Here is a 16,514-nt window from a genome sequence, read left to right on the forward strand (position 1 = left end):
ATTAGCCCTGCAAACCGGAGTTCAAGCGCTCGAAGTATTTATCGATACCCCATGGAATAGAAAGCGGAGATTGGTTAGCAGAAGCACCAAGTGGGCCGTTGTCGAGGAAAACAACGTGGCCAGCCTTGACGGCCGGAATCTTGCCCTTAAGTGGATCCTTTTGCATTTCCTCCAAAGCCTTCTTGTCATCCGCCGCGTTGCCGGAGGAGTAGGCCACGACGAGATCGACGTCGTTGAATTCTTCCGGCTTTTCGGCCGAGACCTCAACCCAGAACTGCTTCGCGCCCTTGGAGTTCTTCTCTACGATGTCCGGGGTTCCGAGACCGTGTTCAGCAAGGAAGCCCATGCGCGGATCCTCAGTGGTAAAGAAACCAATCTTGGAGGCGTCAGTGGTGCCGCCGAATGCGGTGAACAGGAGCTTCTTGTCCTTTAAGTCTGGATATTTGCTCAGGGCCTTTTCGGTTTGTTTATCGAGGTCGTCGACAAGCTTTTTGCCTTCGTCTTCCTTGCCGATGGCCTCAGCGTTCATCTCCACCATCTCTTCCATGGACGTAGCCCATGGAACATCGGGGTAGGCCACGACGGGAGCGATCTTGGACAGCGTGTCGTAGTCCTCTTGCGTCAAGCCAGAGTAGGAGGCCAGAATGACGTCCGGCTGGGTATCGGCGACCTGCTCGAAGGGGATGCCGTCGGTTTCATCGAAAAGCGTCGGGGTTTCAGCACCGAGCTCCTTTAGCTTTTCTTCGGTCCACGGCATGATGCCGTTGCCGTTGTCATCGCCCCAGGTGGACTTGGACATGCCCACTGGTGCAACGCCAAGGGCAAGGGGGACCTCGTGGTTGGCCCAGCCAACGGTGGCTACGCGCTCAGGCGCCTTCTCGATAGTGGTCTCACTGAAAGCGTGCTCGATGGTGACGGGGAAAGCGGCCGAGTTCGCGTTGTCTGCAGAGGAGACAGACTCGTTGCTGGTCGATTCTTCGGACGAGCAGGCGGTGACGCTGAATAGCGTGGCTGCCGCTGCGACGGAGGCGATGATGCTTTGTGCACGTACGAGGGGGAGATCTCCTTGCTTGGTGGATCAGCAGTAATTACTGGATAAGGTAATCCTGTTCTAACTCAGGCAAGCCTATTATGCAACGACTATGTTGCGCAATTTCTTCGGTATGAGCTTTGACACAAAAGTCCGACGGTGTGGGAATAACCCAGTTCAGTCTTTCCGACTTACGCACACTGTCTGCCCCGCGCTAAGGTCTCCGCACGTGAAACCTGTTTCTTCTACCGCCGCGTCCGCCGATAGTTCGCGTCCCGACGCTTCGCGTGCCGATGCTTCGCCTGCCGATGCTTCGCGTGCCGATGCCTTGCTTGCCGACGCCGCACCCAAGCCCCGCGTCCCCCGCCAAACCGAGATTTCCAATGCCCGCCGTATGCTGGTTACCCTCGCCCTTGCGCTGGGTGCGTTTTCGATTGGCACCACCGAGTTCGTGTCGATGGGCTTGCTGCCGCTTATCGCAGGTGACTTCGGCATTACGGAGGACGCTGCCTCGACGCTGATTTCGGTCTACGCGCTCGGCGTTGTGGTCGGTGCGCCGGTGATTTCTGCGGTAACGGGCAAATTCCCGCGCCGTCGACTGATCATTTTGCTGATCGCATTTCTTCTGATTGGCAACCTACTGACGGCACTGGCGCCGAACCTGGCGACGTTACTTATTGCCCGTTTTATCGCAGGCTTGCCGCACGGCGCTTATTTCTCCGTGGCCAACCTCTCGGCTGCGGCGATGGCGCCGAAAGGCGCTCGCGGTAAGGCGATGGCCGCAATCGGCATGGGTTTGGCCGTTGCCACGGTCGTCGGCGTGCCAGCAGCCCAGGCGCTGGGCCAGAGCTTGGGTTGGCACGCGGCTTACTTCCTCGTCGTCCTGCTCGCGCTGGCGACGATGATTCTGCTGTTTTTCCTTTTCCCACACATGACCCAGATGCCTTCGACGGATATCTCCACTGAGCTGGGCGCTTTGAAGAACCTGCAGGTATGGCTTTCTGTCATCATGGGCATCGTCGGCTTCGGCGGCATGTTCGCCGTCTACACCTACATCACCTGGACGATGACCGAAGTTGCGGGAATGCCAGAGCACTGGACCTGGGCGGTGCTGATGATTTACGGCATCGGAATGACCATCGGCAACGCGGTTGGCGGCGCGCTTGCTGACCGCAACACCGAATACTCTATCGTCTTCGCCCTCCTCTGCTTGGTTGCGACCTCCCTTATCTTCTTCTTCGGCGCCCATAGTCTGTGGGTGGCCGCCACCGCGTTCGGTTTCCTAGCCTTCTTCGGCTCCGTCCTTATCCCATCGCTGCAGCTGCGCCTCATGATTGTTGCCGGCGATGCTCAGACCCTGGCTTCCGCGTTCAACCAGTCCGCGTTGAACATCGCGAACGCCTCGGGCGCGGCTTTGGGCGGACTCGTCGTCGGTGCGGGCTTTGACTACAACGCCACCTCGCTTGTCGGTGCGGTGCTCGCATCGGGCGGTATCGTCGTCTGGTTCATCACGCAGGTAACCGCCAAGCGAAGCGGTGTTTATAGCAAGATCATCGAACAAAGCTAGAGAGGCTATGAGCTCTCAGGCATCCACCGGCGCTGGCGGGCACGGCACTAGCCGCGGTGGCGGTTGCGGTTTGTCTGCTCGCGCGTAAGTAGACTGGCGCGCATGACTTTTACTATCGCAAGCGTTAACGTCAACGGAATTCGCGCCGCCTGCAGGCAGCGCAATGAAAACAACCCAGGCATGAATGCGTGGCTTGCTGAGACTGCGGCGGACGTTGTCCTCATGCAGGAAGTCCGCGCGAATCCGAAGGAGACGGAGAAGGCGCTTGCCCCAGCTTTGGAGGCCGGCTGGCACCTCGAGCAGGCAGAGGCTGCCGCTAAGGGGCGCGCGGGCGTGGGAATCTTGTCGCGCACGCCGCTTAGCGACGTCACCGTTGGCTTCGGTTCCTTCCTCGATGCCGGTCGCTTCATTGCGGCTACCGTTAAGGACCCAGAGGGCAAGGACGTTCGAGTGGCGTCGCTGTACCTGCCTTCGGGCGATACGGATTCGCCAAAGCTCGATGAAAAGTACCTTTTCCTCGACGAGTTCTCAGGCGTGTTGTCTGAGCTGGCAGAGGCTTACCCGCAGGCAGTTATCGGCGGTGACTGGAATATCTGCCATCGCGCGCAGGATCTGAAAAACAACAAGGCCAACGAGAAGAAGTCGGGCCACCTGCCGGAAGAGCGCGCTTTCATGGATCACGTCTTTGGCACCTTCCCGGACGACGCGCCGCAACCGAAGAAGGGGTTGGGCGATTACCTGGGCGTCGTGGAGTATGCGACCAAGACTGACTGGTCCACCCGCGTGCCGGGGGAGGAAGACGTCAAATGGTACGACGTTGCAAGGCGCTTGGCGCCAGAGGCTGATGGTCCATATACCTGGTGGACCTATCGCGGCCAGGCTTTTAATAATGACGCAGGCTGGCGCATCGATTATCAGGCGGCGACCAAGGACTTGCTCTCCCGTGTAGAAAAAAGCTGGGTGGAAAAAGCACCAAGCGTGGAGGAGCGGTGGTCCGATCATTCCCCTTTGCTGGTGCAGTATCGCTAAGCGGTGTTAAACTGGATCAGTCTTTAAACCCTTAAGTTCGTATACGGAGAACCTAATGACCCGCGCAATTATTTACTTCGTGCTCGGCGCCGTACTGCTCGGCCTGGGTATTTGGTGGTGGACCATCGTAGGTCCGTCCTTCGCCTTCCTGGCTCCTATTATCCTCCAGGGCGTCGGCGGCGCGTTCATGGTCGCTGGTTGGGCAGTTATGCTCGACGTTCATGCGCCAACCTCCCGCAAGCTTTAAAGCCTGCGCATCTTTGATGCCTCTTTCCTGCCTTTGGGGAAGGGGCATTTTTGATCTCTTGGGTGCGCGCTGCAGCTGCCGGGGTAGAGTGAATAACCATGAATGAGCAGAATCCATCCCGCGTACTGTCCGGTATCCAACCCACGGCTGATTCCTATCACCTGGGTAACTACTTGGGAGCGCTGAAGCAGTGGATCGATCTGCAAAACGGCTACGAGGCCTTCTACTTCATCCCTGATCTGCACGCGATTACCGTCGAGCAGAATCCGGAGGAGTTGCGCAACCGCACCGTCGCGGGTGCCGCACAGCTTATTGCGCTGGGCATTGACCCGGAAAAGTCCACGCTTTTTGTTCAGTCCCACGTTCCGGCACATACGGAGCTGACTTGGGTGCTGCAGTGCCTGACCGGTTTCGGCGAGGCCTCCCGCATGACCCAGTTCAAGGATAAGTCTGCAAAGCACGGCTCGGATCGCACAACGGTTGGCCTGTTTACTTACCCAATGCTGATGGCAGCCGATATCCTCCTGTACTCCCCGGACTACGTGCCGGTGGGCGAGGACCAGCGCCAGCACCTGGAGCTAACCCGCAACCTGGCGGAGCGCTTTAACAACAAATACGGCGAGGTTTTCCGCGTTCCGGAACCATTCATTCCGGAAGGCGCTGCGAAGATCTATGACCTGCAGGAGCCGACTTCGAAGATGTCGAAGTCGGGAGATAACCCAAAGGGCCTTATTAACCTGCTGGATCCGCCTAAGACTTCCGCGAAGCGCATCAAGTCTGCGGTCACCGATGACTTGGGCGTTGTGGCCTTCGACCGCGAAAAGCAGCCGGGCGTGTCTAATTTGCTGGTCATCCAGTCTGCGCTCACGGGCGAGAAGATTGATGCGCTGGTGGAGAAGTACGCCGATAAGGGCTATGGCCACCTCAAGGTGGATACCGCCGATGCGCTGGAGGCGTTTACTACTCCTTTGAAGTCGCGCTACGACGAGCTCATGGCGGACCGCGGCGAGCTGGAACGCCTGCTGGCTAAAGGCGCAGAGGCGGCTTCGGAGATTGCAGAACCGCTCGTGGAGAAGGTTTACGAGGCAGTCGGATTCCTCCCCCGACTGCGTAAGTAAAAGCCAGCAATTCTGCGCGGTGGTGGTATGACACGCTAACCTGGGTAGTCTGAACTTATATGTGAAAACTCATACGTGAAAAGGACATGTTGCCCGTGGCTACCACCACCCAAACAGACTCTTCCAAGACGGACGACTACGGCATCGAACGCGCCTACGCTGATGACCCAAGTCCGGTAGACAAGGTGCGGGATAAGTCGCCTTTCATCGACCACATCATGCGCATGCTGGGCCGCTACGGCGAAAACGGCGGCAACCAGTTCGCCGCCGGCATCACCTATTTCTCGGTGCTGGCAGTCTTCCCGCTATTCATGCTTACGGTGGCAGTTGCCGCAACGGTCTTGGCGAGCCGCCCTGACCTCATGCAGCAGGTCCAGGATTACATTTCCGACTCCGTATCCGGCGACCTTGGCGGCACCATCAACGAGGTCCTAGAAACCGCCATCGCCCAGCGCGGCGCGATGTACGGCATCGGTGGCCTTACCACTCTCTGGTCCGGCTTGGGCTGGATGAATAACCTGCGTATCGGCATTTCTGCGATGTGGGATAAGGATCCGAACGAAACCCAGGGCAACTTCTTTACCCAAAAGTTGAGCGACCTTCTGGGCCTAATCGGCCTGCTGGTGGCGCTCATCGTCGCCTTCGGCGTTACCGCCGCGGGCTCGTCCGGTCTTACTCAGAAAATCTTTGAAAAGGTCGGTATCGCCTCCTTCCCGGGCATGGACGCCGTGATCATCCTGGCCGGTATTGCCCTCGGCCTGCTGGCGAACTTCCTCGTGTTCTGGTGGATGATCGTCTTCCTTCCACGCACAGAGGTCCCTACCAAGTCCGGCCTGAAGGGCGCGGCAATCGGTGCGGTGGCATTCGAGGCCATCAAGCAGCTTTCCACCGTGATCATGTCTTCTGCCTCCGGCAACCCCGCGGGTGCGGTATTTGGTCCGGTCATCGTGCTTATGGTCATGATGTACCTGGTTTGGCGCGTCGTACTTTATGTCTCCGCGTGGACCGCCACTACAGAAGAATCCATGGAGTTGGCGGAGCCACCAGTGCCGGAGCCTGCCGTGATCCGCGTGCGCAACGAGGTCAAGAGCGGACCGTCGACTAGCGTGACCCTCGGCGCAGGTGCGGCGATGGGTGCTGTGGTTGCCGGCATCGCGGCACTGCTACGTCGAAAGTAACATTCCCCCGTCCCCGACACCATAATTTAGGCTCTGATTTAGACTACTTATTATGACTCCAGAATCCTTCGCGCCGAACCTGTACGAGCACTTTTCTCTCGACCATCGCAGCACTTCCCGAGAGCTGGGAATCTTGCTTGCTGCCAAGGATGCGCGTCTGGAGCAGATGGGCTTCGAGCTTGGCGACGACCGCCGGCAAGAAGCACAGATTGCCCACACAATCTTGTCTAACCCGGAAAACCGCGCCACCTACGATCAGGGCCTGGAGGATAGTTTCCAGCCCACCTGGGCGCAGCTGAGTGAGCTTGCGGCTTACGGAGAGTGGCCGGCGCAAATGCAGCGCCCACAGCAGCCTTATGGTTTCGCTCCAACTGCGCAGGCCCAGGCTTCGCCCTTCGATCCTTTCGCGCCGCAGAATAAGGCGGCCGCTCCGGCACCGTTTAGCCCGTATCAGCCAGCGCAAGTTAACGCCGAGCGCCCGTTGGGCAGCACCCGTGCGCTGATGGCTATTGCGGACCTCGTCCTATGCGGCATGGTTTCTGCTCCGATTGCGGCAATAAGTGCGGGGGCCTCGGAGCTGTCAATGTCTCTTATCTTCGGGCTGTGCACGATTTTGTACTGCGTAGGCTTCGAAGTTTCATGGGGCGCAACGCCGGTAAAGAAGCTGTTGGGCTACGAAGTCCGTGACCGGACTTCGGGTGACAAGCTCAGCGTTGTCCAGTCTTTGAAACGGCAGTGGTGGCGCGTTGTCACCCTCGTTCCAGGTTTGGGTGGGGCAGTCAGCTTCTTCGCCGCGATTTTCTACGCCACCACTATCAATCAGGAAAATGGTTTACTCGGTGCGCACGATAACCTCGCTAATGCCGAAGTAGTGAAAAAGCAGCGATAACGATAACCAGCAAGGCCACTGCTGCAGCGATGGCCCAGCCGGCCCAGCCCTCGATTTTCTCGAGGGCTGATTTTTTAGTTTCGGGGGCCTGCTGCGTGGTCTGCGGTGCGGGGCGAGGAGTTTCTTTCTGCGGGGCGTCGCCAAGCTTGCCGACGCCCGAGCCAGCCGGGACTTTATACGCGGCGTCGAGAAGCATCTGCGCCTGCTGCCACGCGCGGAAGCCGTGCTCGACGGTGGTATCTAAGATGACGGCCTGCAGGCGGCGGCCATTGCGGTCGAGTGCGCCAACGAAAGTGTGGTGGGCGTCTTCGGTGTAGCCGGTCTTACCGCCGATTCCGTTGGGATCGTTTAAATAAAGGCCGTTGTCGTTCCATAACTCGTAGCCGGGCAGCTCGCCCCAGCCGGGAAATTTGACGTGTTCGGTATCGACGATGCGGGCGAAAGTCTTATTTTGGAATGCCGCGCGGTAGATGATGGAGATGTCTTCCGCGGAGGTGGACATGCCGGCTGAATCGAGGCCCGAGTAGCTTGCCGCGTGGGTGGAGCGGGTGCCGAGCTTCTTCGCGAGCGCGTTGACTTTGCGTAGGGCCTTCTCATCGCCGCCAACTTGGCCGGCGAGGGCGTGGGCGGCGTCATTGCCGGAGGCCATCAACAGGCCCTCGAGGAGTTGTTCAACGGTGTATTCGCCGTCGGGGCCGATACCTACGGCGGAGCCTTCGACGGATGCATCTTCCATGGTGGCTTTGACTTTTTTGTCGAGGGGGACTTCCTCGATGACCACAAGTGCTAGAAGGGCCTTGATGATAGAAGCCGGCCGGTAGCGGCCGTGCGGGTCTTTCATGGCGATGATCTCGCCGGTGTCTAAGTCGCTGACCATCCAAGCGGAGGCGACGACGTCCTTATTGAGATCGAATCTTGGGGCGGCGGTGACACCACAGCGCTGCGTGGATTTGACAGGCGGCAGGGGAGTTGGGGTGGGCTGGCCCGGCGCGAGACGCTCCGAGGTGGAGACAGGCTCTCCGGGGCTAAGCGAGTGGGGGCAGTTATCGGTGTTCGGCGCTTCGGTCCGGATGGCCGAGGATTCGGCGTCCGTGCTCATTTCTGCGGCGTCTGCGTTGGTCTCGGCGCCTTCAACGTTTGGCTCAGCGTTGGAGTCAGGTTCGGACTCTGCGGGTGCAAAGTCTTGGGCCGAGGCAAGCGGAGCACTAGCGACGAGGCAGGCGGAAGCGAGGAAGGTAGCGATAACGTTTTTCATGGCATGGAACATCTTAGGCACAGTGCCTAGGATGTGTCTTATGCATGACGCACCATTAATTAGCCCAGAAAATAAAGATTCCGCGCCGGAGCTTATCGCTCGTCTTCCCAAGGTCGAATTGGATGCGGTTTTCGCGCCGGAATCTTTGCCCGCAGATAACGCCGCCTTAACCGCGGCGATGCGCGAATATGTTCAGGAATTGGCCGCGGCGAACGTGGTGTATGCAGAGATTCGTTTCGACCCACAGGCATTTGCTTTTGGTGCGGAAGCCGCTCTCGAAGCAGCGACAGCCGGCCTCGACGTTGCCGGAATTGATGCGCGTTTGTTGCTGACCAACGCCCCGCAGTCCGCTAGCGCCCGTTTGGGCTCGCAGGTCGTCGGTTTTGTGCTGGAAGGCGAGAGTGATCCGCAGGTTGTTGCGGATCTGCGCGCGAATTTCGTGCCTTTCGTTGTTGATGTCCGCGGCCTCGAATTCGGGGCGGTTGCTGCTGCTGTGCAGGCCGGTGCCACTCGTTTGGCGCATGCGACCCAGCTGCCGGATGATTTCTCCGCCGATCTCGAGGGCATCCAGCCAGGAACGGTCTCGAGTTGGATTCGGGATCGCCATCTGGCAGCTACCTTTGAGCCGCTGTCTTTTGAGGAATTCAGCGACCATCCGCTGCCGCTGCTACAGCAGCTGGGCTTTACCTGTGCCGTAACCGCCGGTTCGGGCAATCTCAATGAGGTGTTCCTGGCTTTAACCGAGCACTTTGGCTACGGGTTGGAGGAGTTTTTCGATTTGAGCGTGAAGGCGCTGGAGAACTCGTTTAGCACTGAGGAGGAGCGTCAGCACTTGCTGGAGACTGTCATCCTTCCCGCATACGAGGAGCTTTCTGACCCTGAGCTTGCAGGACCAGACACCGAAGAGTCCGTCGCCGCGGAATAGTTCCCCGGAGCAGCCGGCGAAGTAATGCCAGCACAAGCAAAAGACCCTGCATCGTAAAAGACCCTGCATCTTGCGATGCAGGGTCTTTTCACGTTGAGGCTAGAAGCGGGAGAAACGCTTGATGAGCATTTCCTCTAGGCCCTTCCATGCCTCTGCGTGGTGGTTATAAGGCTTCGAGGGGACGTAGCCTGCGTGCTCGGTGGAGCCCAGCATGTAGCCCAAGTAATCCTGGAAACGTGGGTTTTCGAGCATGTAGGAGTTAATAGAGTCGTCGCCAGCCCAGTCTGCGGCATCTGCGCAAACCTCGTAGCAGCGGCCCATCTGGTCTTGGTCGACTGCCTCGGGGCCCTTCTCGATATCGCGGGTAAGCCCGTTGAAGGTGTACTGATTATCCGGGTGAACGCTAAGCTCCAGCTCGCCAGCGTTGGCCGCGGAGACGAGTTCCTCCCAGGTGGAAACGCGGGCAAGATCATGCTCGTCGTTTTCCATAATCCAGCGAACGAGAGTCTTCGGGGAGTTGAAGGTGAAGATTTCGCCCCACTTGCCCAAGAACACGGGTTTGCCGTCTAGGTAGGTGCGCAGCGTATAAACCGACTTCATGTCTGCGGTGATTTTGACCGGATCGATGCCCGCCGCAGCCCATGGGGAGTTGTCATACGGGTCCGCTGCCGCCGCCGCAGCTTTGCGTGCCTCTGCCTTTTCCTTTCGTTCCTTCTCGGCCGCCGCGGTTGCGGTTGCGATGCGCTCTTCGGCTGAAGCGACTTGCGCCGAGTCTAACTCGGAAGAATCTACTACCTTGACGTTGGAATCGAGGTCCTCGATTACTTCCTTCCAGTTAGCAAGGATTACGCGGCCTACACCAGACCATTCGCTCATGCCTTGCTCGCCCGTATAGTGGTCTGCACCGCGTGGGACGTTGCGCAGGATGGAGTGGGAGGCGAAGAAAATCACGGTGTGCTCGGCGCCGGCTACGTTAGCGAGAGACTCGGCGACCTCTAGGCAGCGAGCAACCGCGCTAACGTTTTCGTGGCTGGGGCGGCCAGCTAGGTTCGCCGGCATTCCGATGAGATCGAAGACTTCCTTCTTCGCTGGGCTGACGCGGTCTTCGGCACGCGCATCGAACTCGGACCACTGTGGATGGTCGAGGAGATCATGGTGCTTTCCGGACTCCAGGTAGCACAGCATCTCTGCTTCGGAGTTGAAAACGAGGACTGATTCCGCGTCCCCCAAAAATGCCTGCCACTCAGAGCCATTCTGGCGCCACTTTGGCGCCCATAGGGTGTAGAAATCGCCCTCGGTCAAGGAGAGCTGGACTGGAACAATTGCGCGTGTGCTCATGGGCAAACAGTCTACCCAAACACTTTAGATTCGCCGTATTCGCATATCCCGAGTCCAGCGAGATGCTTTTAGCCGGTGGGCCGCCAAAAGCCCTTGAAGGCCATACCCATATTGCTGGTGCGTAACGGACTCGTCTCCACTGGGCTGCCAGCTTCAATCATCTCGCCGCCGCCTTTGTACATCGCGACGTGCCCGTCCCACACCACGAGGTCTCCCGGCTGGAGCTCATTTGCGCTGACCTGCCTGCCCACGGTCTGTGCTTCCGCCGTTCGCGGAATCTCCACGCCCGCCTGGCGCCACGCCCATTGGGTAAGACCGGAGCAATCGAAGCCACCGCTACCCGTACCGCCCCAAACATAAGGCGTACCGAGTTTGCTCATCGCCGCAGCGACTGCGGCCTTGCCTTGCTCGCTTCCCGCACCTGCGCTGGAAGAACCCGCCGCCTGTGCTGCAGCTGTAGATGAAAGCCCGGCGACCGGCTTAACCTCGCTTGGTTTCTCACTATTTCCCGGCGCTATATGCGGCTCGGCAGGCTCAGAGCTGCGGCCATTGACAGTCTTTTCCACCGCGCGCCGGGCAATGGGCAATAGCGGCTGCGCCGCCGCCAACAGTTCGCTCAAAAGCTGTTTTAAGCGCGCAAAAGCCTGTGCCAGATGGGACGCGATCAAACCTTGTATGTGCGCCCGAGCTGCCGCATTGATTGCCGGGTTCGGAACGAGCATCCCCAAAGCCACGGGGGCGGCCTTGGTCAACAGCGAGATTCCAATACCAATGAGGTCGCGGCCTGCAGCTTTAATCAGTTGTTGCGCCTGGGATACCGCGTTTTCGATGGTGGTGCGGTCTTCTGCAAGGACATTCGCGGCGTCGAGAAGCTTGGAAGGGTCACCGTGCGCAATCTCTGCCAGTGCAGGGACAGTCTCTAAATCCGGGACCTTTGGCAGGTCTACCGCCGGTAGCGCAGGAGGAGCCATCTGCGAAATCTGCTTTACCGCTGCCTCAATCATGAAAGAACACCTCCCAGATGAGTGGCAGTCGCAGAATCAGCGGCATCTGCCTCCTCTGCCATGGCTACCGACGCCGCGGCTACCTCTTCCATATCCGCGCGCAGAGATTCTGTGCGGGAGTTGAGGTTGGCAACGGCGTCACAAAGATGAGCACCAAATGCAGAAAGTGAACCGTCAGGTATATGCGGAAGTGGAGGAGTGGTCTCTTGCGTGGCGGCAAAAAGTTCGCGGGCTAGATGTCGGGTGAATTCGGTATCAATCGTGAAAGTCGTCATGGTCATTTGGACTGCCCCAAAACCCAAACGGTTCCCAAAAGTTCTAAAGTGGGAAACCATGGACATCCACGTAGTAGATCACCCGCTTGCTGCTTCCCGCCTGACCATCATGCGCGATGCCCGCAGTGATAACTCCACATTCCGCGCCGCCCTCAAAGACCTCGGAACCATGCTTGTTTATGAGGCCGCCCGCGAGCTCGACGTCGAGCACTTCGATTGCGAGACCCCCGTGGCAACAGCCGAAGGCACCCGCCTGCTCGACCCGCCAATCATCGTTCCGATTATCCGCGCTGGACTGGGCATGATTGACCCAGCTCTCGCCATGATCCCAGACGCGCAGGTGGGCTTCATCGGCATGGCCCGCAACGAAGAGACCCACGAGCCGGTCCCTTACCTAGAGGCACTGCCAGAGGATCTTTCCGGCCGCACCGTCTTCGTGGTGGATCCAATGCTGGCCACCGGCGGTTCCTTGCTGCATTCCCTAAAGCTGCTGGCAGATCGCGGCGCCACCGACATCACCGCAATCTGCATGGTTTCCGCGCAGGAAGGCGTCGATGCGCTGGCCAATTCTGGCCTGCCTGTGCGTCTGGTTACTGCCGCGATTGATTCGCACCTGAATGAAGACGCCTACATCGTTCCTGGTTTGGGCGACGCCGGTGACCGCCTCTACGGCCCGCGCAACATCGATTTCTAATCTGCGCTAGGCTAGCGGCCACGAACTACTTATGGGGGAAAGGAAAGATTCGTGGCCAACAAAACGTGGGCGTTAGTAGGGCATGACTTTGCGGCGCGGCTACGGGGGATTCGTGCACGGCGTCGCATGTCCCAACAGGCTTTGGCGGAAATCTCGGGGGTCTCGCGCAGCCAAATCTCAAACTTGGAGCGTACGGATAAGGCGCTGCCGCTGCGTGCGGATCCGCAGCTTTCAACGATGTTTAAGTTGGCATTCGCGCTAGAGGTGCCACCCTCTGCGTTGCTGCCCGATGCGGAGCACATGCTTGACGAAGTCACCCCGTTTGCGCCCGAGTATATCGACCGGCGTCGCTTCGCAGCGGCCGCAGAATTTTAAAGAAGAAAAACTGCACCACTTGGTATATTCCGGCGCTGAGCTGCGTGACTACCTGAACCGCTTTGTCTAGTTGTAGACTTTGAGGTCAGTAGAAAAATTTTGGGAGGTGCCGAGTGATTTCCACATTCGTGAATGAGTGGTTCGACAATCATCGCGCGGAAGTAATTGCATGGCGCCGCCATATTCATCGGCACCCGGAAACGTCCAATAATGAAGTTGAGACCACCAACTTCATCGCCCGTAGGCTCGAAGAGTATGGGTTAAATCCGCAGCGTTTCCCGCAGACTGGCCTGATGGTTGATATCGGCCCTGATACCGAGCAGGGCCGTTTGGCCTTTCGCGCCGACATCGATGCACTTCCGGTTACCGAGGTCACGGGGTTGGAATACACCTCCGAAAACCCCGGCGCCATGCACGCCTGCGGCCACGACGTGCACACCACCATCGCTTTGGGGCTTGCGTGCGCTCTGGCGGATTTCGAGCGCGCGCATTCCTTGCCGTTGGGTGTACGCGTTATCTTCCAGCCAGCGGAGGAAGTATGGGTCGGCGGCGCCACGGATGTGATCGAGTGGGGCGCTCTTGAAGGGGTTAACTCCATCTTCGCGGTACACGTGGAGCCGAAGCTGCGCGTGGGCCGAATTGGCGTGCGTGCCGGGGCGATTACCTCTGCAACCGACGTCGTCGAGCTTGAGATCAAAGGCCCAGGAGGTCATACCTCCCGCCCGCACCTTTCTGCAGACGTCGTCTACGCTTTGGGCAAGGCCATCACGGAGCTGCCGGCCCTGCTGTCGCGCCGGGTGGATCCGCGGACGGGAACGGTCTTGGTCTTCGGACAGGTCAATTCCGGCTATGCGCCGAACGCAATGCCGGAGTCTGGCAGGCTAACGGGAACGATGCGCACCGCGGACATCGGTATCTGGCGCGGCATGCAAGCGCTATTTTCGGAGCTCGTGGAGCAGGTATTGGCGCCGGTTGGGGTGGAACACGAGCTCACGTATCACCGCGGCGTTCCGCCCGTGCTTAACGACGACGTCTCTACCGCACTGCTAGCATCTGCCGCACAGGCCATCGACCCGCAGGCCGTCGTTCAGGCCCCGCAATCCTCCGGCGGCGAGGACTTCTCTTGGTACTTAGAACACGTGCCGGGCTCCATGGCGCGTCTGGGCTGCTGGTCTGGCGAGGGCGAGCAGCACGATCTGCACATGGGGGATCTCAATGTCGACGAGCGCTGCATCGGTGTAGGCGTGAAGCTTTTTGGCTCCGTGGTGGAGCAATTTACCAAGGTGCAGGAATAGGGGAGCAACCATTACACTGTCTTAAGGATTAGGTCCTTAAACACTCTATAAAGGAGCATTAGACAGTGACGAAGGAAACGCTAGACGCTGCAATCGAGGATGCCCCGCGCATCGTTATCATCGGTGGCGGCCCAGCAGGCTACGAGGCGGCCATTGCCGGAGCCAAGTACGGCGCACAGATTACCCTGGTTGAAGAGCAGGGCCCCGGCGGTTCTTCCGTCTTGCTGGACTGCGTTCCTTCCAAGTCCTTCATTGCTGGTGCAAACCTACGCACCGACTTCCGTCGCGCTGAAGCCATGGGGCTCAATGAGCAGCTCGGCTCAATGCAGCTGAAGCTGCAGGCCCTGAACGAGCGCGTGCAGGCACTGGCCGGCAAGCAGTCGGCAGACGTTCGTGCAGGCCTGGAGAAGATCGGCGTCAACGTTATTGACGGCCGCGCGAGCTTCAGCGAGGATCAGCATGGTGTGCAGGGCGCGGCGCACAAGGTCGACGTCGTCAAGCGCGAAGGCGAAACTGAAACCCTCGAGGCAGACCTCGTGCTCGTGGCTACCGGTGCCACCCCGCGCATCCTGCCGGGCGCGCAGCCAGACGGCGAGCGCATCCTGACCTGGCAGCAGGTCTATGACTTGAAGGAAGATCCGGAGCACCTCATCGTGGTCGGTTCTGGTGTGACCGGTGCGGAGTTCGTTTCTGCTTTTGCAGAGATGGGTGTCAAGGTAACCATGGTGGCTTCCCGTGACCGTATTCTGCCGCATGATGACGCCGACGCAGCCGACGTCCTCGAGACCGTTCTGGCTGAGCGCGGTGTGGAGTTGGAGAAGAACTGCCGCGTTGAGACCGTTACTCGTACCGAAGACGGCAATGTTGTGGTCAAGACGCAGGACGGCCGCGAGATTCATGGCTCACACGTCATCATGTCCATCGGCTCCATCCCGAATACCCAGGAACTTGGCCTTGAGCACGTTGGTGTGGCTACTCAGAAGTCGGGCCACATCAAGGTTGACCGCGTTTCTCGCACCAACGTCGCGGGCATCTACGCAGCCGGTGACTGCTCCGACCTGTTCCCGCTGGCTTCCGTGGCCGCTATGCAAGGCCGCATCGCGATGTACCACGCACTTGGTGAAGGCGTTTCGCCGTTGCGTTTGAAGACTGTCGCCACGGCCGTCTTCACGCGCCCGGAGATCGCAGCCGTGGGCTTCACCCAGGCAGAAATCGAGGCCGGCGAGGTTTCCGCGCGCACCATTACGATGCCGCTGAACACCAACCCGCGCGCGAAGATGCGCTCGCTGAACCACGGTTTCGTGAAGCTGTTCTGCCGTGCTACCTCCGGCCGCGTTATCGGCGGCGTCGTCGTTGCACCGACCGCTTCCGAGCTCATCCTGCCAATTGCTGTGGCAGTGACCAATCAGCTGACCGTTAACCAGCTGGCTGATTCCTTCGCGGTCTACCCGTCGCTGTCCGGCACCATCACTGAGGCGGCACGCCGTCTCGTGGCTCACGATGACCTGGAGTAAGCGATCTTTCCTTTCTTTTGCGCCCGCCTTTAGCAACCAGCCTAGGGTGGGCGCTTTTGCATGCGTTGTTAAAAGGTGGAGTAGGAATGCTCGGCGGTGCGATTGAGTGAAACCTGGATGGGACGATCTGCTTGTGGAAGGGCACGCTGGGGACAATGTTCGCGCGGGCAAGCGGTACAACCAGGGCCGATAGGGGTGGCGGCGGATAAGTCTAGATTAAGAGCATCGGCGTAGACAATGCGGTCGGCCTCAGAGATATCGCAGCCTAAGCCCACGGCGAATTCCTTGCGAGGGGTTCCCCAAGATTTTGCGGTTCCTTGCACAAAGCGACCTATCCACAGGTAGGAATGGCCATCCGGCATGGCGGCTACCTGGCGGGTGATGCGGTTGGGCGTTTCAAAGGCGCGGTGGACTACCCACAGCGGGCAAGAACCACCCGAGCGGGCGAAGACCAAACCATCAAAGAGGCAGCCTAATGAACCGACATCAACCCCGGACCGGACCCTAGCACCACCCCTGACACTGTCCTCGATTCAGAAAGCACAGATACACCACTTCCGCGGACTTGACCCCGCTTTTCTAGCAGGCCTTCCGCGAAGAGGACGGTAAGTGCCTTGGCGGAGGTGGTCGGGTTGACGGAATGGAACGCGGAAAGCTCGTTGGTGCTGGGGGCGTGTTCGCCTTCTGGCAGCTCGCCGCTGATAATAATGTCTCTGATTCCTCCTGTCAGCTGCTGATAAATAGGCCGTGTCGATTTGGGGTAGTTGGTACCGCGAGTCTG

At 59.2% G+C, this 16,514-nt stretch carries 17 protein-coding genes and 1 pseudogene; 11 read left to right on the forward strand and 7 right to left on the reverse strand.

Translation table 11 applies throughout. From position 1 onward, the window contains the following. Position 1 precedes the first annotated feature (1 nt). Positions 2–1,036, reverse strand: a complete 1,035-nt coding sequence (locus HMPREF3155_RS04590) for an iron-siderophore ABC transporter substrate-binding protein (RefSeq protein WP_070432696.1) — start codon at positions 1,034–1,036, stop codon at positions 2–4. A gap of 388 nt (positions 1,037–1,424) precedes the next feature. On the opposite strand from HMPREF3155_RS04590, the gene HMPREF3155_RS04595 reads away from it, so the two are divergent. From HMPREF3155_RS04595 to HMPREF3155_RS04620, 6 genes are all read left to right on the forward strand, one after another. Next, on the forward strand, positions 1,425–2,597 hold the full coding sequence (locus HMPREF3155_RS04595; RefSeq protein ID WP_082778551.1) for an MFS transporter: 1,173 nt from the start codon (positions 1,425–1,427) through the stop codon (positions 2,595–2,597). A 102-nt stretch (positions 2,598–2,699) separates the two neighbouring features. Continuing rightward, on the forward strand, positions 2,700–3,626 hold the full coding sequence (locus HMPREF3155_RS04600; RefSeq protein ID WP_061920713.1) for an exodeoxyribonuclease III: 927 nt from the start codon (positions 2,700–2,702) through the stop codon (positions 3,624–3,626). A gap of 55 nt (positions 3,627–3,681) precedes the next feature. Continuing rightward, positions 3,682–3,873 (forward strand): hypothetical protein, encoded by a 192-nt coding sequence (locus tag HMPREF3155_RS04605; RefSeq protein ID WP_049147434.1) that lies wholly within the window; start codon positions 3,682–3,684, stop codon positions 3,871–3,873. A gap of 98 nt (positions 3,874–3,971) precedes the next feature. After that, positions 3,972–4,991 carry a tryptophan--tRNA ligase gene (trpS, locus tag HMPREF3155_RS04610; RefSeq protein WP_061920716.1) on the forward strand — a complete coding sequence of 340 codons (1,020 nt, stop codon included), beginning with the start codon at positions 3,972–3,974 and terminating at the stop codon, positions 4,989–4,991. 95 nt (positions 4,992–5,086) lie between these two features. Next, positions 5,087–6,169, forward strand: a complete 1,083-nt coding sequence (locus HMPREF3155_RS04615; protein WP_061920839.1) for a YhjD/YihY/BrkB family envelope integrity protein — start codon at positions 5,087–5,089, stop codon at positions 6,167–6,169. Positions 6,170–6,221: 52 nt separating this feature from the next. Then, positions 6,222–7,058 carry an RDD family protein gene (locus HMPREF3155_RS04620; protein ID WP_061920717.1) on the forward strand — a complete coding sequence of 279 codons (837 nt, stop codon included), beginning with the start codon at positions 6,222–6,224 and terminating at the stop codon, positions 7,056–7,058. On the opposite strand, the gene HMPREF3155_RS04625 is transcribed toward HMPREF3155_RS04620, so the two are convergent. Beyond that, positions 7,027–8,313, reverse strand: a complete 1,287-nt coding sequence (locus HMPREF3155_RS04625; protein ID WP_061920841.1) for a D-alanyl-D-alanine carboxypeptidase family protein — start codon at positions 8,311–8,313, stop codon at positions 7,027–7,029. The genes HMPREF3155_RS04620 and HMPREF3155_RS04625 overlap by 32 nt on opposite strands. Before the next feature lie 40 nt (positions 8,314–8,353). Between HMPREF3155_RS04625 and HMPREF3155_RS04630 the strand changes: the two genes are divergently transcribed. Further along, a complete protein-coding gene (locus HMPREF3155_RS04630) occupies positions 8,354–9,238 on the forward strand; it encodes an amidohydrolase family protein (RefSeq protein ID WP_235591001.1) in 885 nt (294 codons plus the stop codon). A 99-nt stretch (positions 9,239–9,337) separates the two neighbouring features. Here the strand turns inward: HMPREF3155_RS04630 and HMPREF3155_RS04635 are convergent, their stop codons facing one another. The 3 genes from HMPREF3155_RS04635 to HMPREF3155_RS04645 form a co-directional block, all read right to left on the reverse strand. Then, complete coding sequence (locus tag HMPREF3155_RS04635; RefSeq protein ID WP_070432697.1) at positions 9,338–10,576, reverse strand: hypothetical protein; 1,239 nt, start codon at positions 10,574–10,576, stop codon at positions 9,338–9,340. A gap of 68 nt (positions 10,577–10,644) precedes the next feature. Next, entirely contained in the window at positions 10,645–11,580 is a 936-nt protein-coding gene (locus tag HMPREF3155_RS04640; protein WP_070432698.1) for a C40 family peptidase, read from the reverse strand. After that, positions 11,577–11,861: a hypothetical protein gene (locus tag HMPREF3155_RS04645; protein WP_070432699.1), complete on the reverse strand. Its 285-nt coding sequence runs from the start codon at positions 11,859–11,861 to the stop codon at positions 11,577–11,579. The genes HMPREF3155_RS04640 and HMPREF3155_RS04645 overlap by 4 nt, the downstream gene beginning before the upstream one ends. Positions 11,862–11,913: 52 nt before the next feature. Here HMPREF3155_RS04645 and upp point away from each other — a divergent pair, with 52 nt between their 5' ends. The 4 genes from upp to HMPREF3155_RS04665 all read left to right on the forward strand — a co-directional run bounded on the left by upp (position 11,914) and on the right by HMPREF3155_RS04665 (position 15,733). Continuing rightward, positions 11,914–12,549 carry a uracil phosphoribosyltransferase gene (gene upp, locus HMPREF3155_RS04650; protein WP_061920727.1) on the forward strand — a complete coding sequence of 212 codons (636 nt, stop codon included), beginning with the start codon at positions 11,914–11,916 and terminating at the stop codon, positions 12,547–12,549. 51 nt (positions 12,550–12,600) lie between these two features. Next, the gene (locus HMPREF3155_RS04655) at positions 12,601–12,924 is read left to right on the forward strand and encodes a helix-turn-helix domain-containing protein (RefSeq protein WP_062035772.1); all 324 of its coding nucleotides are present in this window, start codon (positions 12,601–12,603) and stop codon (positions 12,922–12,924) included. A 113-nt stretch (positions 12,925–13,037) separates the two neighbouring features. Then, complete coding sequence (locus HMPREF3155_RS04660; RefSeq protein ID WP_070432700.1) at positions 13,038–14,219, forward strand: M20 family metallopeptidase; 1,182 nt, start codon at positions 13,038–13,040, stop codon at positions 14,217–14,219. Between the two features lie 65 nt (positions 14,220–14,284). Continuing rightward, positions 14,285–15,733, forward strand: a complete 1,449-nt coding sequence (locus HMPREF3155_RS04665; protein WP_235591311.1) for an NAD(P)H-quinone dehydrogenase — start codon at positions 14,285–14,287, stop codon at positions 15,731–15,733. Positions 15,734–15,801: 68 nt separating this feature from the next. On the opposite strand, the pseudogene HMPREF3155_RS04670 reads toward HMPREF3155_RS04665, so the two are convergent. Both HMPREF3155_RS04670 and HMPREF3155_RS13285 read right to left on the reverse strand, forming a co-directional pair. After that, positions 15,802–16,182 (reverse strand): annotated as a pseudogene (locus tag HMPREF3155_RS04670) (DUF2083 domain-containing protein); the annotation flags it as partial. Positions 16,183–16,205: 23 nt separating this feature from the next. After that, positions 16,206–16,475, reverse strand: coding sequence for a GntR family transcriptional regulator (locus HMPREF3155_RS13285; protein WP_246817679.1), 270 nt, complete (start codon positions 16,473–16,475; stop codon positions 16,206–16,208). Positions 16,476–16,514: the final 39 nt, after the last annotated feature.

The sequence above is a fragment of the Corynebacterium sp. HMSC06D04 genome, from assembly GCF_001807315.1.
GTDB classification, from domain to species: Bacteria; Actinomycetota; Actinomycetes; order Mycobacteriales; family Mycobacteriaceae; genus Corynebacterium; species Corynebacterium simulans.